Raw genomic sequence first — 22196 nt, 5'->3', positions numbered from 1 at the left:
TGGCTGATTTCCTCTGGGGGAAAGCATGACAATCATGGGTGACGCACGCCTGGCCGCCACTCTGCGGGCCGAGCAGCTCAGCGCCTGGCTGTTGCGCCAGTTCGGCGATGTGCTCGGGGAAGTGACCAGGCCGCTGACCGGCGAGTCCCCGTACCCGTTCTTCGCCACGGTGCGGGAACAGGCGCCGATGGTGCGCAGCAAGTCGGGGGTATGGGTGACCGCGCGCTACGGCACGGCCAACGCCATCATGCGGGACCGCCGGTTCGGCGTCCGCACCAACGAGGGCGAGTCCTCGGCCGCGGTGCTGGCCAAGGCGCTGGCCGAGCTGGAGATCGACGAGTTCCTCGGCCTGGACCCGCCCGGCCAGACCAGGATGCGCGCGCTGATGGCGCCCTCGTTCTCACCGAGTGCCAACAAGGTCTACCGGGCCAGGGTGGAGGCCATCGTGTGCCGGGTGCTCGACCGGGTGCCCAGCCGCGGCCCGTTCGACGTGGTCCAGGACTTCGGCGAGCCCATCCCGCACGCGGTGATCGCGGACATCATCGGCGCACCGGCCAGCTACCACGCCCGGATGGCCTACATCGCCAAGCAGATCGGCCTGCTGACCGACCCGCTGGTCGGGTTCTCCCGGCTGCGCGAGATCCGCAAGCTGATGACCGAGACCAAGGCGATGTTCGGCGAGATGGTGGAGAAGCGCCGGGCGGAGGGCATCGATGACAAGCCTGCCGACATGATCGGCACCCTGCTGCTGGCCTCCACCAGGCAGGAGGTGCCGCTGCGGGAGATCCAGGCGCTGCTGATCGCCACCCTGGTCGCGGGCACCGAGAACACGGTCAGCCTGCTCGGCAACGCGGTGCACAACCTGCTGGACCACCCCGGCGAGTGGGCCAAGCTGGTGGCCGACCCCGCGCTGGCGCCGGGCGCGATGGAGGAGACCATGCGCTTCGACTCCACCACGCTGTTCACCATGCGCTTCCCGCACGAGGACGTGGAGGTCGAGGGCTACCGGCTCAAGGCGAACGACCCGGTGATGGCGCTGATCGGCGGGGCCAACCACGACCCGGCGGTCTTCGCGGATCCGGAGACCTTCGACATCACCAGGGCCAACGCCGGCGACCACCTGACCTTCGCCGCCGGGCGGTACTTCTGCATCGGCGCGCCGCTGGCCAGGCTGGAGGGCGAGGTGGCGCTGCGCGCGCTGGCCGAGCGGATGCCGAGCCTGCGGCGGGCCGGCAGCCCGGTGTACCGGACCTCGGTTGGCTTCCGCGGCCTCAAAGCACTTCCGGTAGCCGCGTGAGAACCCGGCGAAAGGTGTGACACACCCGAGTGGACCCGGGCCGAAGATCGTCCCGGGTCCCACTCTTCCGTGCCATTTTTAGCTTCAGGCTCCCCTGCTATACAGAAGTAGTACGCATTTACACCAATCCGGGTCAATTTGCGTACGGATTCTTCCGCCGATTCTGACACGTTTTCTGGGGAGCACGTCCAGCGCTGGCGGCTGCCCGGAAAAAGGGGAGCCAGATGACTTTCGCGACCGACCTCCGACTCGCCGCCGGTCTCCAGACCGACCGCTTCGGGGCCTGGCTGCTACGCCAGTTCGGGGATCCGGCCGGTGAACTGACCAGAGCCCGCGCCGGTGACTCGCCCTATCCCTACTTCGCCCGGCTGCGCGCGCAGGCGCCGCTGGTGCGCAGCAAGGCCGGACTGTGGACCACGGCCCGGCACGGCACCGCCAACTCGATCCTGCGCGACCGGCGCTTCGGCGTGCGGGACACCCAGAACCGGTCCTCGGCCGGGACCATCGCCACCGCGCTGGAAGGGCTGGACCTCGACCCGTTCATGGGCGTGGACCCGCCGGTGCACACCAGGATGCGCGGCCTGATGAACCCGAGCTTCTCGCCGAGTGCCAACACGATGTACCGGCCGCGGATCGAGCGGATCGTGGCCGAGGTGCTGGACAAGGCGCAGCGCCAGGGCTCCTTCGACCTGGTCCGCGACTTCGCCCAGCCCATCCCGCTGCTGGTGATCGCCGACGTGCTCGGCGTGCCGGAGCGGCACCGGGAACGGCTCGGCTGGTGCGCGATGCGGGTCGGCCTGGTCACCGACCAGCTCAACGGCGTGGCCAAGATCCGCGAGCTGCGCGCGCTGCTGGTGGAGCTGAAGGAGCTGTTCGCCACGCTGATCGCCGAGCGCAGGGCCGAGGGCGTCGACGACAAGCCCACGGACATGATCGGCAGCCTCCTGCTTTCCGCGACGAAGCAGGATGTGCCGGTCAGCGAGATGCAGGCGTTGCTGGTCACCGCGCTGATCGCCGGTTCGGAGAACTCGGTGAACGTGATGGGCAACGCGGTCAACGCGCTGCTGGACCACCCCGGGGAGTGGGCCAGGCTGAAGGAGGATCCCGCCCTGTCGGCGAACGCGCTGGAGGAGACCATGCGGTTCGACTCCTCCACGCTGATGGTCCCCCGGCTCACCCACCAGGAGGTGGAGATCGAGGGGCACGTGCTGCCACCGGACACCCCGGTGCTGGTGCTGCTGGCCGCGGCCAACCACGACCCCGAGGTCTTCGCCGAGCCGGAGCGCTTCGACATCACCAGGGCCAACGCGGCCGAGCACCTCACCTTCACCGCGGGGCGCTACTTCTGCATCGGCGCGCCGCTGTCCCGGCTGGAAGGGGAGATCGCGCTGCGCGCGCTGGTGGAGCGGATGCCGAACCTGCGGCGCACCGGCGAGCCGGTGTTCCGCCGATCGGCCGCGTTCCGGGGGCTGACCGGCATGCCGGTGGCCGCCTGAGTGTTGCGGTTTCGCTGACCGACCGACATCGGTCGGCTACCCAACGTATTGTCGGGCGGGTGGGGGCTGGCACTGGGGACCAGGCAGTCGGCACACGGGCGGAGCAGCCTTGGCGGCTGCGCCTGTGTGCTGAGGACGGCCGGGTCCTTGGCGCCGGCGCCCTGCTCGGCGGCAGGTACGTGCTGACCTGCGCGCACGTCCTGCCAGGCCCGGAGGTGCTGGTCGACCTCAGCGGCCACGGCGGCCGGGAGCCGCTGCCCGCCAGGGTGGTCGAGGACCAGCTGGCGCCGCTGGAGGAGGACGGCACCGGCGACCTCGCGCTGCTGGAGCTGGCCGGGGAGCTGCCCGCGGCCTGGGGCGCGCGGCTGCGGGACGGGCGCCTCGCGCCCGGTCGTCCGGTGGCCGCCTACGGGTTCCCGGTCGGCGCGCCGCACGGGATGTGGGCGCGGGCCGAGCTGTCCAGGGCGGCCGGGCCGGGCGCGGAGTGGGTGCAGCTGGACGCGCTGCAGCCGGGCAACCGGGTGCGGCTCGGGTTCAGCGGGGCCGGGGTGCTGGACGAGGCCAGCGGCGACGTGGTCGGGCTGGTGGTCAGCGAGTACAGCGCGGAGGGCTCGGTGGTGGCCTGGATGCAGCCGGTGCGCACCATCGCCCGGTACCTGCCGGTGGTCACCGAGTGGGTGGACCGCGCGCCGCTGCCGCCGGTGCGCCTGCCCGAGCTGGACGGCTGGCTGCCGCACCGGGGACCGGGCGACGTGCTGGTGGTGATCACCGGCGAGGCGGGTTCGGCGCGGTCGGAGGCGTTGCTGGCGCTGGCCGCCCGGCTGGGTTCGGCGCTGGTGGTCATCGACGTGGCCGGGCGGACCGCGGCCGAGGCGGCCCGGCTGATCGCCGAGCGGACCGGGCAGCCGCCCGCGGGCGGGATGACCGTGGTGCTGGTCGGGGTGGACGCCTCGGCCGAGCCGCAAGCGCTGGTCACCGAGGTGCTGAACCCGTTGGCGGAGCGGGGCGCCGCGGTGGTCGCCGGGTACCGGGCGGCGGACTCGCCCAGCCTGGCCGCGATCCGCGCGCCCGGCACGGTCTCCGGTGCGCAGGCCTCCCCGCCGCGGACGGACACCCTCGGCGCGCGGATCGCCGCGCTGGCCGCGCTGGAGGCGGATGTGCGGCGGTTGTGGGGCGAGGACGGGCCCCGGTTCGCCGGGGAGCCGGATCCGCCGGACCGGGCGAGCAGGCTGCGGCCCTGGCTGAGCGCGGTGCGCAGGCTGCCCGAGGCCGAGCGCGGGCCGCGGCTGGCCGAGTGCGCGCCGCGGGTGGACCGGGCGCTGCGCAAGGCCACCGAGGCGCGCAACCGGCTGCTGGTGCGGCGGCAGCGGCTGCGCGAGCTGCGCGGGCTGGTTCAGGCCTATCAGCGGATGGCCGCCGAGCACGGGCTGGCCGAGGACACCGGGCTGGACGCGCGGTACCGGGAGGCGTTGCGGCGCACCATGATCCGGCCGTGCGTGCTGGCCGAGGCGGAGGCCGCGGTGCAGGACTACCTGCGCGCGGTGGTGCGGCTGGTGCGCGATGACTGATCCCGGCATGCGCTGGACCAGCGGCGACTTCCTCCAGCTGCCCCGGCTGAGCGTGCCCGACCCGGAGTCCACGCTGGCCGAGCCGCGGCCGGTGCCCGAGCGGGAACGGCACTGCGGCAACGAGGAGTGCCACCAACCGGTCGGCCGCGGCTACGCGGGCAGGCCCGGCCGCACCGAGGGCTACTGCGGCAACTGCGGGGCGCCTTACTCCTTCTCGCCGAAGCTGACCCCTGGCGTGGTGGTGGAGCAGCGCTACGAGGTGCGCGGCTGCCTGCCCCGCGGCGGCCAGGGCTGGGTGTACCTGGCCTGGGACAACCACCTCGGCTGCCACGTGGTGCTCAAGGGGCTGATCAACACCGGTGGCGCGGCGGCCGCGGCGGCTGCGCTCTCGGAACGGGAGCGGCACGCGCTGACCGTGCTGGACCACCCGAACATCGTGCGCATCATCAACTTCGTCCGGCACCCCGATCCCGTTGCCGGGCAGGACAACCAGTACATCGTGATGGAGCACGTGGGCGGGCTGTCCCTGCACGAGCTGCGGCTGCGCGCGCTGCGGCAGGAGGAGCCGCTGCCGCTGGAGCACGTGCTGATGTACCTGCTGGAGGTGCTGGCCGCCTTCCGCTACCTGCACGACCGGAAGCTGCTCTACTGCGATCTCAAGCCCAGCAACGTGATCCGCGGGGTGGACCGGATCAAACTGATCGACTTCGGCGGCGTTCGGCGGATCGGCGACCACAGCACGCCCGCGGTGGGCACCAGCGGCTACCAGGTGCCGGAGCAGGAACGCGCGACGCGCGGACTCAGCGTCGGCTCGGACCTGTACTCGGTGGGCAAGACCCTGGAGAGCCTGTTCAAGGTGACCCCGGAGGGCAAGACGCTGGAGACCCGCCGCCGTCCGCGCGGGCCGCTGGCGCACCCGGTGGACTCGCTGCTCGCGCTGATCGAGCGGGCCGCGGATCCGGTGCCGGAGCGCCGGTTCGGCTCCGCGGCCGAGCTGGCCGACCAGCTCACCGGGCTGCTGTTCGAGGTGCAGTCGCTGCGGGACGGCCGGGAGCGCTCGCTGCCGGGAACGCTGTTCCGGCCGAGCCCCCGGGTGCTCGACGCCGGGCTGGGCGCGGTGCCGCTGCTGGAAGTGTGGACCGACCCCGGGCAGGATCCGTTGGCGCCACTGGACTTCGGCCTGCCCACCCTGGCCGAGGGAGCCACCAGGCTGCCGGTGCCGCGAGCCGATCCGGCCGACCCGGCGGCCGCCTTCCTCACCGCGGTGCGCGCGGAGGAGCCCAGGGCGCTGCTGGCCAAGCTCGGTACCGCGCAGCACCGTTCGGCCGGGGTGCTGCTCGCCGAGTGCCGGGCGCAGCTGGAACTGGGCTGGCCGGAGCTGGCCGCGGACACCCTGGCCGAGGCCGTGCGCGCGGACGACCGGCCGGCCGGGGCGAACTGGCGGATCACCTGGCACCAGGCGCTGGTCGCGCTGGCCCGGGCCGACCTGCCGGCCGCGACCGCCTGCCTGCGCGAGATCACCGGACTGCTCGCCGGGGAGGCCGCGCCCAAGCTGGCCCTGGGTTTCTGCGCCGAGCACCAGGGCGAGGCCGAGGAGGCCGAGGGCCGCTACCAGGCGGTGTGGCAGCGCGACCGGCTGCGGGTGAGCGCGGCCTTCGGGCTGGCCAGGCTGCGGCTGCGGGCCGGGAAGCGGGCGGACGCGGTGCGGGTGCTGGACGAGGTGCCGCAGGTGTCCCTGCACCACGCGGCCGCCCGGATCGCCGCGCTGCGCATCCTGTGCGGCGTCATCGGTTCCGTGCCGCCCGCCGCGGCGGACGTGCGCGCGGCGGCAGTCCGGCTGCCCGAGCTGTACCTGGACGCGGGCGAGCCCACCGGCTCCGGCCGGACCCGGCTCACCGCGCTGGTGCAGGCGGTGGCCTTGCGCGGCAAGGAGTTCGCCGAGCTGGGCGAGAGCAGGGCACTGGGTCCCGCGCCCACCGAAGCCAGCCTGCGCCGGCTGCTGGAGAGCTCCTACCGGCGGCTGGCCGGGCACGCGGGCAGCACCGCCGAGGTGGTTCGGCTGGTCGACCTGGCCAACGCGGTCCGACCGAGATCCTGGAGGTGAGCATGCGTTTCCGGACCAAGGTGCACGCCCACCGCTGGCTGTCCACCACCGACGACCTGCTCTCGGTGGTACTGGTGGTGGACGGCACCGGACTGACGGGCGCGGACACCCCGCCCGCCGCGGCCGAGGTGATCATGGTGGACTGCTCCGGCTCGATGTCGTTGCCGCCCAGCAAGATCGCGGCTGCTCGCCGGGCCACCGCGGCCGCGGTGGACGCGCTGCGCGACGGCGTGCGCTTCGCGCTGGTCGCGGGCACCGACACGGCCAGCCTGCTGTACCCGCTGGCGCCGAGGATGGCCACCGCTGACGAGCGGAGCCGGGCCGAGGCCAGGCAGGCCGCGGCGGCCATGGTGGCCAGCGGCGGCACCGCGATGGGCAGCTGGCTGCTGCTGGCCCGCGACCTGCTGGCCGCGCATCCCGGCGCGATCCGGCACGCGATCCTGCTCACCGACGGCCAGAACGTCGGCGAGACCCCCGAGCAGCTGGAAGCGGCGCTGCGGGCGTGCGCGGGCGAGTTCACCTGCGATGCCAGGGGGATCGGCGCGGACTGGAAGCCCGCGGAACTGCGCCGGATCACCGCCGCGCTGCGCGGCCGGGCGGACGCGGTGCGCGCCGAGGCCGACCTGGCCGAGGACTTCACCGGCATGGTCGCCGAGGCGATGCGCAAGGTGGTGCCCGAGGTGCGCATCCGGGTGCAGACCAGGCCCGGCACGGAGATCCGGTTCCTGCGGCAGGTGTTCCCGGTCGCGGCCGACCTGACCGCGGAGGCGGTGGCGGTGGGCGAGGGCCTCACCGAGTTCAGCACCGGCTCGTGGAGCGCGGACCTGCGGCACTTCAACCTCGGCCTCACGGTCGGCCCGGCGGGCGCGCCGCACGGGCAGGACGTCCCGGTCGGCTCGGTGCGGCTGCTGGCCGTCCCGCCGGGGACCACCGCGGCCGAGGAGGTCGGTGAGCCGGAACCGCTGCTGGTGCACTGGACCGAGGACGAGGCCCGGTTCAGCCAGGTCGACCCCTACGTCGGGCACTACCGGGGGCAGGAACGGTTGCGGCGACTGGTCATCGAGGGCTGCGAGGCACTCGACGCCGGCGACCGGGCCGCGGCCGCCGACCTGCTCGGCGAGGCGGTCCGGCTGGCCACCGCCTCCGGCAACACCGAGCAGCTGGACCGGATCGGCCAGCTGGCCGAGATCGAGGACGCGGCCGCCGGGCGGATCAGGCTGACGGACGAACTGTCCAAAGTGGACATCAACTGGCTGGACGGCGGTTCGGGGATCTCGGTCGTGCCCGGCCAGCAGCTGCCCGTGCCCGCGAGCGAGCCGCTGCCGGACCGCCGCTGCCCGGTGTGCGAGCTGGTCTGGCCGGGTGCGCACCGGTTCTGCGAGGAGTGCAAGGGGGCACTGGACTGATGCGGCTGGACACCCGGCGACTGCTGCTCGCGCTGCGCTCGGCGCTGCTCGGGCTGACCCTGCTCACCCTGCTCGCCGCCACCCTGGCCTACCTGGAGGTGCACGCCGCGGCCGAGCGGGCCAGCGGCCAGGCGGTGCCGGTGCTGCGCGAGGTCGGCACCGCGCGCACCGCGCTGCTCAACGCCGACCGGGAGGCCATGCGCAGCTTCCGCACCGGCGCGGCCGCGCTGACCGGGGCCGGGGACGGCTACCGGGACCAGCTCGCCATCGCCGCGCAGAGCCTGACCAGGGTGGCCGGGCTGAACCTGGCCGGGGACGAGGGCCTCCGGCAGTTGCAACTGGTGGACAGCCTGCTCGCCGCCTACTCCGGTTCGGTGGAACAGGCCGCCACCCAGCAGCGGCTGCCCGGCAACGGACCGGTGCTCGGCGCCGCCGACCTGTGGCAGGCATCGCGCCTGCTGCACAGCGCCGACGGCGTGCTGGGCCAGCTGGACAAGGTCACCGAGTTGCAGCGGCAGGCGTTCGGCGCCGCGCTGGACGCGGCCGAGCCGACCGCGGTCCGGGTGCTGTCCTGGGCGGTCCCGGGCGGGCTGCTGTTCCTGCTGCTGCTGGCCACCCAGCTGGTGCTGGCCAGGCGGTTCCGCCGCAGGCTCAACCCGTGGCTGCTCGGCGCGAGCCTGGCCGTGGTCACCCTGCTGACGCTGACCAGCGTGGTGTTCAGCTCCCAGCAGCGGATGGACGCCGCCGAGGCCGGGCTGGCCCGGCTCACCGAGGATCGGCAGCGGCACGACGACGAGATCGACGCCGAGGGGCAGCGCTGGCTGGCCGAGCTGGTCCAGCGGCAGTGCCCCGACTGTGGCCCCACCGTGCGCGCCTTCCTGGCCGGGCAGCTCCTGCCGCCGGACGGCCTCGAGGAGCCGGAGCTGACCAGGAAGGCCGGTGAGCTGGCCGGTCAGGTGCGCGAGGTCGGCGGGCGCGGGGCCTGGTGGCCGGCCATCCCCGGGCTGGCCGTGCTGGTGATGCTGTTGGTGGCGCTGGGTTTCCGGGCCAGGCTGGCCGAGTACGGGACGTGGGTGCGCCGATGACCAGGGCACTGCTGGTCTTCCTCGCGGCGCTGCTGCTGGCCGCGGGCTGCACCGCGCCGCGCGCCGACGCCCAGGTGAGCCTGCTCGCCTCCTGGACCGGGCCCGAGGAGGCGACCTTCACCGAGATCCTCAACGAGTTCCGCAAGAACACCGGCATCCGGGTCGAGTACCGGGGCACCCGCGCGCTCGGGCAGGTGCTCAAGGCCGAGGTCGCGGGCGGGCGGCCGCCGGACATCGCGGTGCTGCCGGGCTTCGGCGACCTCATGCCCTACATCCGCCAGGGGCAGGTCCGGCCGGTGGAGACCGCGCCCGCGGCGGACAACGAGCAGTGGCGGCGGCTGCGGCAGGGCGGGCTGGCCAAGCAGTACGCGGTGCCGGTCAAGGTCGACCTCAAGGGCCTGGTCTTCTCGCGGTCTCCCGGCCCGGACCGCGCGGAGGAGCTGTTGGCCGCCGGTGACTGGTGCCTGGGCCTGGAGTCGGGGGCCACCTCGGGCTGGCCGGGCACCGACTGGGTGGAGAACCTGCTGCTGCAACGCGCGGGCTCCGAGGTCTACCAGCGCTGGGTGGCCGGCGACCTGCCGTGGACCGATGAGCGGGTGCGCCAGGCCTGGACCGACTTCGGCCGGGTGCTCGGCCCGCGCGCCGCCGCCGCGCTGTTCACCGACTTCTGGGACGCGGGCCGGGCCATGTTCGACGATCCGCCCGGCTGCCGCCGCGAGCACCAGGCCTCCTTCATCGCCACCGGCTACGGCGGCCGCCCGGCCCCGGTCCCGGAATACGGCGAGCACTTCGACTTCCGCCCGTTCCCCGCCTTCCCGGGGGCCGCCCAGGCCAGTCCGTTCTCCGCCGACCTGGCCGCCCGCTTCACCGACAACCCGGCGGCCACCCGGCTGCTCCAGCACCTGGCCGGGCACGCCTGGCCGCAACCGGGCCCGCCCGCGCTGGCCGACCGCCTGCGCGAGCGGCTCGCGGGCCAGGACACGCTGTGCTTCGACGGCTCCGACCTGATGCCGGTGGAGCTGCGCACGATGTTCTACCGCGCGGCGCTGGAGTACGTTGCCGACCGGACCAAGCTGGACGAGCTGCTGAGGCGGCTGGAACAGGTGCGCCGGACCCTGCAGGACGACCAGGACCGCCGCTACAGCTGGGTGACCGTCTCTTGTGGACGGTGAGATGGAGGAGTGCGGATGAGCGAGCTGGTGCGCTTCGAGCTGGCCGGGGGCGGCGAGGTCACGGTGGAGCTGGAGGAGCAGCCGGGCGTGGTCCGCGCGGCCCGGCCGGGCCAGGTGCTGCAGAAGGCGAGGGCCGGTTTCACCGACGCGCTCAGCGAGGTGCGGACCGCGGCCGAGGCGGCGCTGCGCCAGTTCCAGGAGATGGGGCCGGATGAGGTGGAGCTGAAGTTCGGCGTGAAGCTGGACGCCCAGGCCGGCGCGGTGATCGCGCGGACCGGGGTGCAGGGGCACTTCGAGGTCAAGCTGAAGTGGCAGCGCCAGCCGGGTCCGCTGGAGGAAGTGGTGGAGGAGCAGGCCCCGGCCAAGGAGAGCTAGGGCCGGCCTCACACCCGGCACCCCGGCCCCGTGCGGAGGAGTTCGCGGCCGTGTCACACGCGGCGACGCCCCGGGTAACCCGCGCTGCCTAACTTCGGCGTGTCCCCAACCACCGGAGGCCGCCGTGACCACCGCTGACCGCACCGCCCGACGAGGCTGGATCGACCACTGGGAACCCGAGGACCCCGGGTTCTGGGCGCGCACCGGGCGCCGGGTGGCGAACCGCAACCTGGTCTTCTCCATCCTGGCCGAGCACCTGGGCTTCTCGGTGTGGCTGCTGTGGAGCGTGGTGGCGGTCAGCCTGCCCGCGGCGGGCTTCGCCTTCTCCGTGGACCAGCTGTTCTGGCTGGTCGCGGTGCCCAACCTGCTCGGCGCGCTGCTCCGGCTGCCCTACACCTTCGCGGTGCCGCGCTTCGGCGGGCGGGCCTGGACCGCGATCAGCGCCTCGCTGCTGCTCATCCCCACCGGGCTGCTCGCCTGGTGCGTCTCCGACCCGGCCACGCCGTACTGGATGTTCCTGGTGGTGGCGGGCACCGCGGGGCTGGGCGGCGGCAACTTCGCCTCCTCGATGGCCAACATCTCCTTCTTCTACCCGGAGTCGCGCAAGGGGTTCGCGCTCGGGCTGAACGCGGCGGGCGGCAACCTCGGGGTGGCCGTGGTGCAGCTGGCGGTGCCGCTGGTGATCTCCGCGAGCACCGGGATCAACCTGGCCTACGCGGGGCTGATGTGGTTGCCGGTGATCATCATCGCGGCGGCCTGCGCCTGGCTGTTCATGGACTCGCTGACCGTGGCCCGCTCGGACTTCCGCTCCTACGCCGCCGCGGTGTTCCAGCCGCACACCTGGGTGATGTCCTTCCTCTACATCGGCACCTTCGGCTCCTTCATCGGCTACTCGGCCGCGCTGCCGCTGCTGATCAACTCCACCTTCCCGGAGTCCAAGGCCGGGTACTTCGCCTTCCTCGGCGCGCTGGTCGGCTCGCTGTCCCGGCCCTTCGGCGGCTGGCTGGCCGACCGGTGGGGCGGCGGGCGGGTGACGCTGTGGACCTTCGTCACGATGGGCGTCGGGGTGGCCGGGGTGCTGGCCGGGCTGGCGCAGCACAGCTTCCCGCTGTTCCTGGGCGCGTTCCTGTGGCTGTTCATCACCGCGGGCGTGGGCAACGGCTCCACCTACCGGATGATCCCGGCCATCTTCGCGGCCAGGGTGGCCGAGCCCGCGCAGGCGAAACGGCAGGCCGCGGCGGTGATCGGCATCGCGGGCGCGGTCGGCGCGCTGGGCGGGTTCCTGATCACCAGGGCCTTCGCCATGTCGCTGACCGGCTCGGGCTCGCTGGCCCCGGCGCTGTACACCTTCCTGGCCTTCTACGGGCTCTGCCTGGCCGTGACCTGGTGGTGCTACCTGCGGCGACGGGTGCTCGCCGTGCGGGTGCCCAGCCTCGCGCACGCCGGAGTGTGACGCACACCGCTCTGACCTGGAGCGGGAGCTTTTCGTAACGCGGGTGCAACACCGGTGACCCGGGTCCGACACGGCCGCTCGTGACCATGGCGGCAGGACCCGGCACCGGCGGATGAGGAGGAAGTGCATGACTCGCACGCTCGTCGTCGTCGGCAACGGCATGGTCGGCCACCGCCTGGTGCAGGCGGTCCGGGAACGCGACCTGGCCGGGACCTGGCGGATCGTGGTGCTCGCCGAGGAACCGCGCCCCGCCTACGACCGGGTCGCACTCTCGTCCTATGTGGACAGTTGGGATGAGCTGGCGCTGCGGCTGCCCGGCGCGGAGTTCGACGGCGACGACCGCGTCGAGCTGTGCCTGGGCGAGCCCGCGGCCGCGGTGGACACCGCCGAGCGGACCGTGATCACCAGCACCGGCCGCATCATCGGCTACGACGCGCTGGTGCTGGCCACCGGCTCGGCCCCGTTCGTGCCGCCGGTGCCCGGCCACGACCTGCCCGGCTGCTTCGTCTACCGCACCATTGCCGACCTGGACGAGATCCGGGTCGCCGCCGAGGGCGTGCGCTCCGGCGTGGTGGTCGGCGGCGGGCTGCTCGGCCTGGAGGCGGCCAACGTGCTGCGCGGCCTCGGCCTGGACACCTCGGTGGTGGAGCTGGCGCCGCGGCTGATGCCGGTGCAGGTGGACGAGGGCGGCGGCGCGCTGCTCCGGCGCAAGATCGAGAGCCTGGACATCAACGTCCACTGTGGAGTGTCGGTGCAGCGGGTGGAGCCCGGTCTGCGGCTGGCCCTTTCCGACGGCGGCGAGCTGGACACCGGGCTGCTGGTGTTCTCCGCCGGCATCCGGCCACGGGACCAGCTGGCCCGCGCGGCCGGGCTGGACGTGGGGCCGCGCGGCGGCATCGCGGTCGACTCCGCCTGCCGCACCAGCGATCCGCACGTCTACGCGATCGGCGAGTGCGCGCTGGCCGGTGGCCAGGTCTACGGCCTGGTCGGGCCCGGCTACGCGATGGCCGAGGTGGTCGCGGACCGGCTGCTGGGCGGCGCGGCCGAGTTCACCGGGGCGGACACCTCCACCAAGCTCAAGCTGCTCGGCGTGGACGTGGCCAGCTTCGGCGACGCGCACGCCACCGCACCCAACGCCCTGGAGGTCGTGCACAGCGACCCGGTGTCCGGCCGCTACCAGAAGCTCGTGGTCTCCGATGACGCGTCCACCCTGCTCGGCGGCGTGCTGGTCGGTGACGCCTCGGCCTACGCGCTGCTGCGCCCGCTGGTCGGCCGCGCGCTGCCCGGCGAGCCCGGCGCGCTGCTGGCCGGGCCGAGCGCCGGCGGCGGGGTCGGCATCGGCGCGATGCCCGAGGACGCCCAGGTCTGCTCCTGCCACGCGGTGACCAAGGCGCAGATCCGGTGCGCCATCACCGAGAACGGCTGCGCGGACGTGCCCTCGCTGAAGTCCTGCACCAAGGCGGGCACCGGCTGCGGCTCCTGCGTGCCCATGCTCAAGCAGCTGCTCACCGCCTGCGGGGTGGAGCAGTCCACCGCGCTGTGCGAGCACTTCGCGCACTCCCGCGCCGAGCTGTTCGAGATCGTGCGCGCCACCGGCATCCGCACCTTCAGCGAGCTGGTCGGCAAGCACGGCGCCGGCCGCGGCTGCGACATCTGCAAGCCGGTGGTGGCCTCCATCCTGGCCTCGCTGGGCTCCCCGCACGTGCTCGACGGCGAGCAGGCCTCCTTGCAGGACACCAACGACCACTTCCTGGCCAACATCCAGCGCAACGGCACCTACTCGGTGGTGCCGCGCATCCCCGGCGGCGAGATCACCCCGGCCAAGCTGCTCGTCATCGCCGAGGTGGCCAGGGACTTCGACCTCTACACCAAGATCACCGGCGGCCAGCGGATCGACCTGTTCGGCGCCACCGTGGACCAGCTGCCGCTGATCTGGCGACGGCTGGTGGATGCCGGGTTCGAGTCCGGGCACGCCTACGGCAAGGCGCTGCGCACGGTGAAGTCCTGCGTGGGCGACACCTGGTGCCGCTACGGCGTGCAGGACTCGGTCGGCCTGGCGGTGGAGCTGGAGCTGCGCTACCGCGGCCTGCGCTCCCCGCACAAGATCAAGGCCGGGGTCTCCGGCTGTGCCAGGGAATGCGCGGAGGCCAGGAGCAAGGACTTCGGCGTGATCGCCACCGAGGAGGGCTGGAACCTCTACGTGGGCGGCAACGGCGGCTTCACGCCCCGGCACGCCGAACTGCTGGCCGCCGACGTGGACCGGGAGACGCTGATCCGGCTGATCGACCGGTTCCTGATGTTCTACGTGCGCACCGCGGACCGCTTGCAGCGCACCGCGGGCTGGATCGAGGCCATGGACGGCGGCTTGGACCACCTGCGCGCGGTGGTGGTCGAGGACAGCCTCGGCATCGCCGAGGAGCTGGAGACCGCGATGGCCAAGCACGTGGAGAACTACGCGGACGAGTGGCGCGGGGTGCTGGAGGACGAGGAGAAGCTGAGCCGCTTCGCCTCCTTCGTCAACGCGCCCGGCACACCCGATCCGAGCATCTCGTTCCGCAGCGAGCGCGGGCAGCCGGTGCCCGTGCGGCTGGGTATACCGGAGGTGACCGCACGATGACCGCTGTCGACGCCTGGGTGCCGGTGTGCCGCTACACCGCCCTGCTCCCCGAACGTGGCGCCGCCGCCCTGCTGCCGGGCGGCGCGCAGGTCGCGCTGTTCCGCACGCACGACGGGGAGGTGCACGCGCTGGGCAACGTGGACCCGTTCAGTCAGGCCGCGGTGATCTCCCGCGGCATCGTCGGCGACCGGGCCGGCGAGCCGGTGGTCACCTCGCCCATGCACAAGCAGCCCTTCGCCCTGCGCACCGGCGAGTGCCTGGACAACGCGGCGGTGTCGCTGCCGCGCTACGCGGTGAAAGTGGACGCGGGCACCGTCTACGTGGAGCTGCCGTGAACAGCACACCGTCCGATGTGGACGGTGCGCTGCCCGCCCTCGCCGGGTTCACGATCGGCCTGACCGCCGCTCGCCGGGCCGAGGAGCTGGCCGCACTGCTGGAACGCCGGGGCGCCACCGTGCTGCACGCCCCGGCGATCCGGATCACCCCGCTGGCCGATGACGCCGAGCTGATCGGCGCCACCAGGGCGGTGCTGGACAACCCGGTGGACGTGGTGGTGGCCACCACCGCGATCGGCTTCCGCGGCTGGCTGGAGGCCGCCGAGGGCTGGGGCCTGGCCGCCGCGCTGCGGCAGCGGCTGGCCGGCGCCACCGTGCTCGCTCGCGGCCCCAAGGCGCGCGGCGCGATCAGGGCCGCCGGACTGACCGAGGCGTTCTCACCCGCCTCGGAGTCCAACGCGGACCTGCTGGCCCACCTGCTGGCCACCGGCGTGCGCGGCCGCCGGATCGCGGTGCAGGAACACGGCGCGCCCGTGCCGGAGGTGGTCGAACCGCTGCGCGCGGCGGGCGCGGAGGTCGTGCCGGTGCCGGTCTACCGCTGGTCCCGCCCCACCGACCTGGCCCCGCTGGACCGGCTGCTGGACGCGATCGGCCTCGGCCAGGTGGACGCGCTGGCCTTCACCAGCGCACCGGCCGCGGCCAACCTGTTGGCGCACGCGGAACTCCGCGGCCGCCGCGCCGACCTGGTCGACGCGCTGCGCACCGAGGTGCTGGTCGCCTGCGTCGGCTCGATCACCGCCGCCCCACTGGTCGCCGCCGGTGTCCCGGTGGTGGCCCCGGACCGCGGCCGGATCGGCGCGCTGGCCCGCCACCTCGGCACCGAGCTGGCCGCCCGCGCGCCCCGGCTCCGGGTGGCCGGGAAGGACCTGGAGCTGCGCGGCCAGGCGGTGCTGGTCGACGGCGAGTACCGCCCGGTCGCGCCCGCGCCGATGGCCGTGCTGCGCGCGCTGGTCCGGCACTCCGGCAAGGTGGTGCCCAGGGCCGAGCTGCTGGCCGCGCTGCCCACCGGCGGCGAGGAGCACGCGGTGGAGACCGCGGTGGGCAGGCTGCGCACCGCCCTCGGCGAACCCCGCCTGATCCAGACCGTGGTCAAACGCGGCTACCGGGTCCCGCTGGACACCCCGGCCGGAGCGCTGCGATGAGGCCGCTGGTGCTCGTCGCGCACGGCACCAAGGACCCGGCTGGCGCGCTGGTCACCGAGGCGCTGGCCGCGGCCACCGCGCGCAGGCTCGGGCAGCCGGTCACCGTCGCCTACGCCGACGTCCGCGAACCCCGGCTGTCCGAGGTGCTGGTGGACGACGCGGTGGTGGTGCCCGCGTTCCTGGCCAGCGGCTACCACGTCCGGGTGGACGTGCCCGCTGAAGTGGTGGCCAGCGGCTGCCGAAACGTCACGGTGACCCCGGCCTTCGGCGCGGCCCCTCAACTTGTCGCGCTCGCCGCCCTGCGCCTGGTCGAAGCGGGCTGGCGATCGGGAGACGCGGTGGTCCTGGGCGCGGCGGGCTCCTCGGACGAGGGCGCGCTGACCGAGGTCCGCGCGGCCGCCGCCCTGCTGAGCGACCGGTTGGGTGAGCCGGTCGAGATCGGCTACGTGACCACCGCCGCCCCCGGCCTGGGCACCGCGCTGGAGGCAGCCCGACGCACCGGCCGCCGGGTCTCGGTGGCCTCCTGGCTGCTCGCCCCCGGCCTGTTCCACCAGGCGCTGCGGGTGGCAGGGCACGCGGTGGTGGCCGAACCGCTGGGCGCGCACGACCGGGTGGTCGACCTGGTCGTGCAGCGCTACCTGGCCGCGACTGTCTGATCCCGGCGCGACAATGCCCGCATGGACGCGCCACTGACCCGCCACCTGCTGCGGGCCCGCGACCTGATCGACACCGCCTACGCCGAGCCGCTGGACATCCCGGCCCTGGCCAGGGCGGCCACCGTGTCCCCGTCCCACTTCAGCCGCCGCTTCAAGGCCGCCTTCGGCGAGACCCCGCACCGGTACCTGCTCACCCGCCGGATGGAACGGGCGAAAACCCTGCTCCGCGCCGGCCGGACCAGCGTCACCGAGGTCTGCCTCGCGGTCGGCTTCACCAGCCTCGGCTCCTTCAGCACCCAGTTCCGCCGCTTCGTCGGCGAGAGCCCGAGCGCCTACCGCGCCCGCGCGCACCCCGGCTACGGCCCGGTGCCCGGCTGCTTCGTCCGGTCGATGACCCGGCCGCGCGAAGAGCAGTTTTGGAGAAGCCCCGGCGCACCCGGCCTGGCTACCGTGACCGCATGATCACTGCCGTCAACATGGTGCACGTCTGGGTCGCCGACCAGGACCAGGCCCTGGACTTCTACGTCAACAAGCTGGGTTTCGCGCCGCACGGCGACGTCCAGTTCGAGCACATGCGCTGGGTGTCGGTCACCGCCCCGGAAGCCCCGCAGGTGCCCATCGCGCTGAACCTGCCGGTGCCGCCACTGGTGGACGAGGCCAGCTCCGCCCACCTCCGCCAGCTGATGGCCGCCGGCCTGCTGTGTCCCGGCGGCTTCGGCACCAAGGACGTCTGGGCCACCTACCGCGAGCTCTCGGCCAAGGGCGTGGAGTTCATCGGCGAGCCGGAGCAGCACGAGTACGGCATCGACGTCGGCCTGCGCGACCCCTTCGGCAACCACTGGCGGCTCACCCAGACCAGGATGGAATAGTTGAACCATCAACTTAGTTGACGGGGGCAGCGGCCGCTGGATGAGGTGGCCGGGGACCGAGGAGGCAGCCATGCCAGCCGTCACCGCCGACACCCTGACCCTGCCCCGCCTGCCCGAGCTGCCCCAGGAGCTCACCGCCTGGCGGCCGGTGCTGCGCACGGTGCACGCGGCCCACTCGGTGGAGGGCGAGGGCTTCGCGGTCCGGCGGCCCTTCCCCGGGGTGGACCTGGCCATGGCCGACCCGTTCCTGATGCTGGACCACCTCGGCGCGGTGGAGTACGCGCCGGGGGAGGCCAAGGGCGCGCCCTGGCACCCGCACCGCGGGTTCGAGACGGTCACCTACGTCATCGACGGGGCCTGGCAGCACGCCGACTCCACCGGTGGCGGCGGGGTGATCGCGGACGGCCAGACCCAGTGGATGACCGCCGGCGCCGGGGTGCTGCACAGCGAGCTGCCCACCGAGGAGCTGGTGACCAGGGGCGGGCTGTTCCACGGGGTGCAGCTGTGGGTGAACCTGCCCCGCTCGCTGAAGTGGACCCCGCCGCGCTACCAGGACATCGGTGCCCGCGACGTCGGCCTGGTGTCCAGTGTGGACGGTGGCGCGCTGGTGCGGGTGATCGCGGGTGAGCTGGACGGGCACGCCGGTCCCGGCGTCACCTGGACCCCGATCACCTACCTGCACGCCACGGTCAGCCCCGGCGCCCGCCTCGACCTGCCCTGGCCGGAGAACTTCAACGCACTCGTCTATGTGCTCGCCGGCCGTGGCACGGTCGGCGCGGAGGCCAAGCCCCTGGCGGAAGGTCAGCTCGCGGTGCTCGGCCACGGCTCCGCGGTCACCCTGCGCGCGGCCGACACCCAGCCGTCGGCCAGCGGGCAGGGCTGGGAGGTGCTGGTGCTCGGCGGCAGGCCGATCAACGAGCCGGTCGCACGTTACGGCCCGTTCGTGATGAACACCCGCGCCGAGATCATCGAGGCGGTGCAGGACTACCAGGCGGGTCGCCTGGCCACGGTCCAGCCGCAGCACGTGCCGCACCTGGGCGCGACCGACGAACGGATCTAGAACAGGGCGGGAGGTTCCTCCGGCCCTGGCACCGCCTCCCAGCGGTACTTGCGCAGGTTGACCTTCCCGTCGTCGGCCAGCACCCCCTCGGCCCGCAGCAGCTCCAGCTGCTCGCGGGCCAGGTGCGGGGCGCAGGTCCCGTTGGCGCGCAACACCCGGTGCCAGGGCAGGTCGTGCCCGTCCTCGGCCAGCACCCGGCCCACCAGCCGCGGCGACGGCGCCCGCGACACATCGGCCACATCGCCGTAGGTGGCCACCTGTCCGGCCGGGATGGACTGCACGGCGCTGCGCACCCGTTCCATGGTTTCCTCGTCCACGCCGCCATTCTGGCGCACGGCACCGACAGGGCTACTGGCGCACGATCCGGATGTTGGGACCCAGCTTGTCCTCGTTGCGGACCTCCTGGTCCACGAGCAGCCGCAGCGCCATCCGCTGGCTCAGCCCGGCCAGCGGCGCCAGGTCGTACACCACGCCGGGGTCGGCCAGGTCGAGCAGCCGCAGGCCGGACAGCTCGGCCAGCGGACCCAGGTCCACCTCCGGCAGTCCGACCAGGTACAGCTCGCTCAACGCGCTCCCGGCCAGCGGTTCAAGATCGGGCACGTTCAGGTAGAAGAGACACAGCCGGGTGAGCCGGGGCATCAGCGGAGTCAGCGCGGACAGGTCCGGCAGCGCGGTCAGCAGGTCCAGCGTCAGGTCGGTGAGCTTGGGCAGCAGCTCCAGCGGACTCAGGTCGGTCAGCGCGAACGCCTGGCTCAGGCTCAGCGTGTCCAGATCCTTGCAGGTGGCCAGGCCGGTGATGTCGGTCAGCTCGTCACAGCCGTTGAGGTCCAGCTCGCGCAGCTCCAGCAGGTCGGCCAGGAACCACAGGTCGGTCAGGCCCTCCGGTGGCGTCAGCTTCAGCGTGCGCAGCCTGGGCAGCGCGGTGAGGAAGTCCAGGCTGCGGCAGCGCTCGTGCAGCCGCAGGTAGGCCAGTCGCGGGTGCTCGGTCAGCTCGTGCAGGTCGGCATCGGGATCGTTGGCGTGGCTGAGCGAGCGCAGGTGCGGCACCCCGGCCAGGAAGTCCAGGTCGGTCCGGTTCGAGTCGATCATGCTGATCCGGGTCCAGCGCAGGTGCCGCAGGTGGTGCAGGTGTGGCAGCTGGTTGTACTCGTTGACCAGCACACTGCCGTCGGCCAGCGGCGCGTTGGCCAGCACCTGGACCGCGTACTCCTCGGGGTCGAAGTGCCGCCAGGCCCAGGCCAGGTCCCGCTGCACCGAGATCCGCGGATCGGAGGCGTACCGGCTCAGCACCCGCAGTCCGCCTGGCCCGTTGACCAGTGCCGCCGTCTCCACGCAGGCCGTCGCCACCGCGTCACTCAAACCGTCCAAAGTGGACGGAAGCTTGCGCAGCACCTGTTCCCCCGCCAGCACCAGCGAGCGCACCTCGCGGCTGTCCCTCGGCGGCACCAGCTGGTCCAGCACCGCGTCCACCCGCGCCGCCACCTGCTCCGGCACCGTGTGCGTGGTCTCCAGGCAGGCCGCCGCGAGCAGCCGCAGCTTGCGCGCGTGCCGCCGCTCGGCGTCCGCGCGGTCCAGGATGCCGTCCAGCAGCTCGGCCCGCAGCGGCACCGAGCAGTGCCCGGCGGCCAGCACCACGGTCTCCCGCCAGGTGTCCAGATGTGCCTGCTGGACCAGGAAACCGACCAGGTGGTGGTCGGCGATCTCCTTGCCGGTCAGGTACTCCTGGAAGGTCCGGTGGATGAAGTCGACCTTGCCCTCCACCGGTTCGCGCAGCACCCCGCTGCGCTCCAGCAGGTGCTGCAACACCGTGGCCGGGTGCAGCTCCACCGAGGGCATCCGGGCCAGCGCCCGCCCCACGTGCCCGATCGCGGCGTCCAGGTCCAGCTGGGTGCGGCCGCACATGCTCAGGCTCCAGGCCAGGTACTGCAACACGCCGAGCTTGGTCGCGGGCTCCAGCGCGAGCTCCTGCGCCGCGGGCACCTCGCGCTCGGCGTCCCTGCGGTCCAGCAGCAGCTCCAGCGCCGCCTCGTACAGCTTCATCCGGTCCGGCGGCAGCTGCTTGCGGCGGTCCAGGTTCAGCGCGCACAACAGCGCGCACAGCAGCGGGTTGGTGGCCAGCATGCGCAGCGCGGGCCGGGACTCCAAGTGGCGCAACAGGGTCGTGCGGTACTCGTCCAGCTCCTCCGGCTCGCAGGGCAGGGCCGCGCCGCGGATCGCCTCGTGCCAGCGGCGGGTGAACTCGGCGATGTCCAGCGGGGTCATGGGTTCCAGCCGCACCGCGCGGAACCCCTCGGCGTCCAGCCAGCTCCGGTCCGCCGCGCTGGGCCGCGCGGTGACCACCACCCGCAGGTCCGGGTAGGCCGCGAGCAGGCCCTTCAGCCACCGCCGCACCCTGGGCCGCCGGTCCGCGGTCAGCTCGTCCACCCCGTCCACCAGCAGCAGCGCCTGGCCGTCGGAGAGCAGCCGGTGCACCCAGCCGGTCGGCGCCAGCCCGGCGATCGGCCCGGCGTTGGCCGCCACCAGGTCCTGCGGCTCGGGCAGCTCGGCATCGGCGTAACCGCGCAGCCGCACCAGGAACGGCACCAGGTTGTTCCACGGCGCCAGCTTCCCGGTAAACGTGCCGCGGGCCGCGGAGACCGACAGCCACTGCATCAGCGTGGTCTTGCCGGACCCGGCGTCCCCGCGCAGCAGCGTCCGGGACCGGTCGGCCAGCGCGGACTCCACCCGCTGCCCGCCGTCGGCCGCCCGCCAGCCCGAGGCGGAGAAGTCCTCGTCCTCCCCGCCGGAGCGGGTCACGCTCAGGCTCAGGTAGGCCACTGACACCGAGGTGTGCGGCCGGTACCGCCGGGTGTCCACCCCGAAGAGCTCCAGCTCGTCCAGCGTTTCGCTCAGGTAGCCCAGGTAGCGCCGCCGGAATTCGGCGTCGTGCGCGCGGCCGTGCGGGGCGTCCAGCGAGGTCCTGGGCAACCGGTGCAGCACCAGCTCGATCTTCTCCGCCACCGCGGTGAACCGGCCGAGGAACTCCGGGTCCGCGCGCTGGCTGAAGGCCGGCAGCTCCCGGACCACGCTGACCAGCGCCATGCAGCTCTCGTCCAGCACCGCCGAGTACAGGTCCGCGGCCGCGTCGCTGAGCCCGGCCCGCACCACCGCCGAGGGCACCCGCTCGCGCACCAGCCTGGCCAGCTTGGCCGGGTCCAGGTCCGCCTCGAACAGGGTGCGGTCGGACAGGTCGGCCTCGGCCAGCGCGTCGGCCACCGCGTCCAGCGCGGCCCGCCGCTCGTGCTCGGGCAGGTCCTTGAACTCCACGTCGTACCAGGGCCGCAGCCGGTGCGCGGCCTGGTCGCCGATGTCGGCCAGCCTGCGTTCCAGCTTGCGCCGGGAGAAGGCGTCCGGCACCGCGACCGCGATCAGCTCGGACAGCGGCGTGTGCCGGTCCGACTGCGCCTTGCGCTGGCCCAGCCAGGTGCACACGGTGTGCCGGACGACCTGCCGCCCCACCGCGAGCGCGGCCTCGTTGAGCATCCATCCACTCTATCGGGGGACAAAACGGAACTGAGCCGT

The 22196-nt window shown here is 73.5% G+C and carries 18 protein-coding genes; 16 read left to right on the top strand and 2 right to left on the bottom strand.

Going from position 1 to position 22196, the window contains the following annotated elements; all coding sequences use genetic code 11:
• Positions 1-34 precede the first annotated feature (34 nt).
• The 16 genes from N8J89_RS36315 to N8J89_RS36240 all read left to right on the top strand — a co-directional run bounded on the left by N8J89_RS36315 (position 35) and on the right by N8J89_RS36240 (position 18635).
• Positions 35-1297: a cytochrome P450 gene (locus N8J89_RS36315; protein WP_283661453.1), complete on the top strand. Its 1263-nt coding sequence runs from the start codon at positions 35-37 to the stop codon at positions 1295-1297.
• 224 nt (positions 1298-1521) lie between these two features.
• The gene (locus tag N8J89_RS36310) at positions 1522-2793 is read left to right on the top strand and encodes a cytochrome P450 (RefSeq protein ID WP_283661452.1); all 1272 of its coding nucleotides are present in this window, start codon (positions 1522-1524) and stop codon (positions 2791-2793) included.
• Between the two features lie 59 nt (positions 2794-2852).
• Entirely contained in the window at positions 2853-4361 is a 1509-nt protein-coding gene (locus tag N8J89_RS36305; RefSeq protein ID WP_283661451.1) for a S1 family peptidase, read from the top strand.
• A complete protein-coding gene (locus tag N8J89_RS36300; protein WP_283661450.1) occupies positions 4354-6465 on the top strand; it encodes a serine/threonine-protein kinase in 2112 nt (703 codons plus the stop codon). Before N8J89_RS36305 ends, N8J89_RS36300 begins: the two co-directional genes overlap by 8 nt.
• A gap of 2 nt (positions 6466-6467) precedes the next feature.
• Complete coding sequence (locus tag N8J89_RS36295; RefSeq protein WP_283661449.1) at positions 6468-7871, top strand: vWA domain-containing protein; 1404 nt, start codon at positions 6468-6470, stop codon at positions 7869-7871.
• Positions 7871-8956: a GlnX family signal transduction membrane protein gene (locus N8J89_RS36290; protein WP_283661448.1), complete on the top strand. Its 1086-nt coding sequence runs from the start codon at positions 7871-7873 to the stop codon at positions 8954-8956. The genes N8J89_RS36295 and N8J89_RS36290 overlap by 1 nt, the downstream gene beginning before the upstream one ends.
• Positions 8953-10128, top strand: a complete 1176-nt coding sequence (locus N8J89_RS36285; protein WP_283661447.1) for an ABC transporter substrate-binding protein — start codon at positions 8953-8955, stop codon at positions 10126-10128. Before N8J89_RS36290 ends, N8J89_RS36285 begins: the two co-directional genes overlap by 4 nt.
• 15 nt (positions 10129-10143) lie before the next feature.
• Positions 10144-10503: a CU044_2847 family protein gene (locus N8J89_RS36280; protein ID WP_283661446.1), complete on the top strand. Its 360-nt coding sequence runs from the start codon at positions 10144-10146 to the stop codon at positions 10501-10503.
• A gap of 124 nt (positions 10504-10627) precedes the next feature.
• Complete coding sequence (locus tag N8J89_RS36275; RefSeq protein WP_283661445.1) at positions 10628-11956, top strand: NarK family nitrate/nitrite MFS transporter; 1329 nt, start codon at positions 10628-10630, stop codon at positions 11954-11956.
• Between the two features lie 127 nt (positions 11957-12083).
• Positions 12084-14573, top strand: coding sequence for a nitrite reductase large subunit NirB (gene nirB, locus N8J89_RS36270; protein ID WP_283661444.1), 2490 nt, complete (start codon positions 12084-12086; stop codon positions 14571-14573).
• Entirely contained in the window at positions 14570-14908 is a 339-nt protein-coding gene (gene nirD / locus N8J89_RS36265) for a nitrite reductase small subunit NirD (protein WP_283661443.1), read from the top strand. Before nirB ends, nirD begins: the two co-directional genes overlap by 4 nt.
• Complete coding sequence (locus N8J89_RS36260; RefSeq protein WP_502868373.1) at positions 14905-16050, top strand: uroporphyrinogen-III synthase; 1146 nt, start codon at positions 14905-14907, stop codon at positions 16048-16050. Before nirD ends, N8J89_RS36260 begins: the two co-directional genes overlap by 4 nt.
• Positions 16047-16706 carry a sirohydrochlorin chelatase gene (locus N8J89_RS36255; protein ID WP_283661442.1) on the top strand — a complete coding sequence of 220 codons (660 nt, stop codon included), beginning with the start codon at positions 16047-16049 and terminating at the stop codon, positions 16704-16706. Before N8J89_RS36260 ends, N8J89_RS36255 begins: the two co-directional genes overlap by 4 nt.
• 21 nt (positions 16707-16727) lie before the next feature.
• On the top strand, positions 16728-17168 hold the full coding sequence (locus tag N8J89_RS36250) for a helix-turn-helix domain-containing protein (protein WP_283661441.1): 441 nt from the start codon (positions 16728-16730) through the stop codon (positions 17166-17168).
• Entirely contained in the window at positions 17165-17575 is a 411-nt protein-coding gene (locus tag N8J89_RS36245; RefSeq protein WP_283661440.1) for a VOC family protein, read from the top strand. The genes N8J89_RS36250 and N8J89_RS36245 overlap by 4 nt, the downstream gene beginning before the upstream one ends.
• A gap of 70 nt (positions 17576-17645) precedes the next feature.
• On the top strand, positions 17646-18635 hold the full coding sequence (locus tag N8J89_RS36240) for a pirin family protein (RefSeq protein WP_283661439.1): 990 nt from the start codon (positions 17646-17648) through the stop codon (positions 18633-18635).
• Here the strand turns inward: N8J89_RS36240 and N8J89_RS36235 are convergent.
• Positions 18632-18952, bottom strand: a complete 321-nt coding sequence (locus N8J89_RS36235; RefSeq protein WP_283661438.1) for an MGMT family protein — start codon at positions 18950-18952, stop codon at positions 18632-18634. The genes N8J89_RS36240 and N8J89_RS36235 overlap by 4 nt on opposite strands.
• Positions 18953-18983: 31 nt before the next feature.
• Positions 18984-22157, bottom strand: coding sequence for an NACHT domain-containing protein (locus N8J89_RS36230; RefSeq protein WP_283661437.1), 3174 nt, complete (start codon positions 22155-22157; stop codon positions 18984-18986).
• Between the last annotated feature and the right edge of the window lie 39 nt (positions 22158-22196).

Origin of the sequence: Crossiella sp. CA-258035 (assembly GCF_030064675.1) — a bacterium.
Classification (GTDB): domain Bacteria; phylum Actinomycetota; class Actinomycetes; order Mycobacteriales; family Pseudonocardiaceae; genus Crossiella.
The sequence above is the reverse complement of the archived record's forward strand: the minus strand, read 5'-3'. Positions and strand labels throughout refer to the sequence as shown.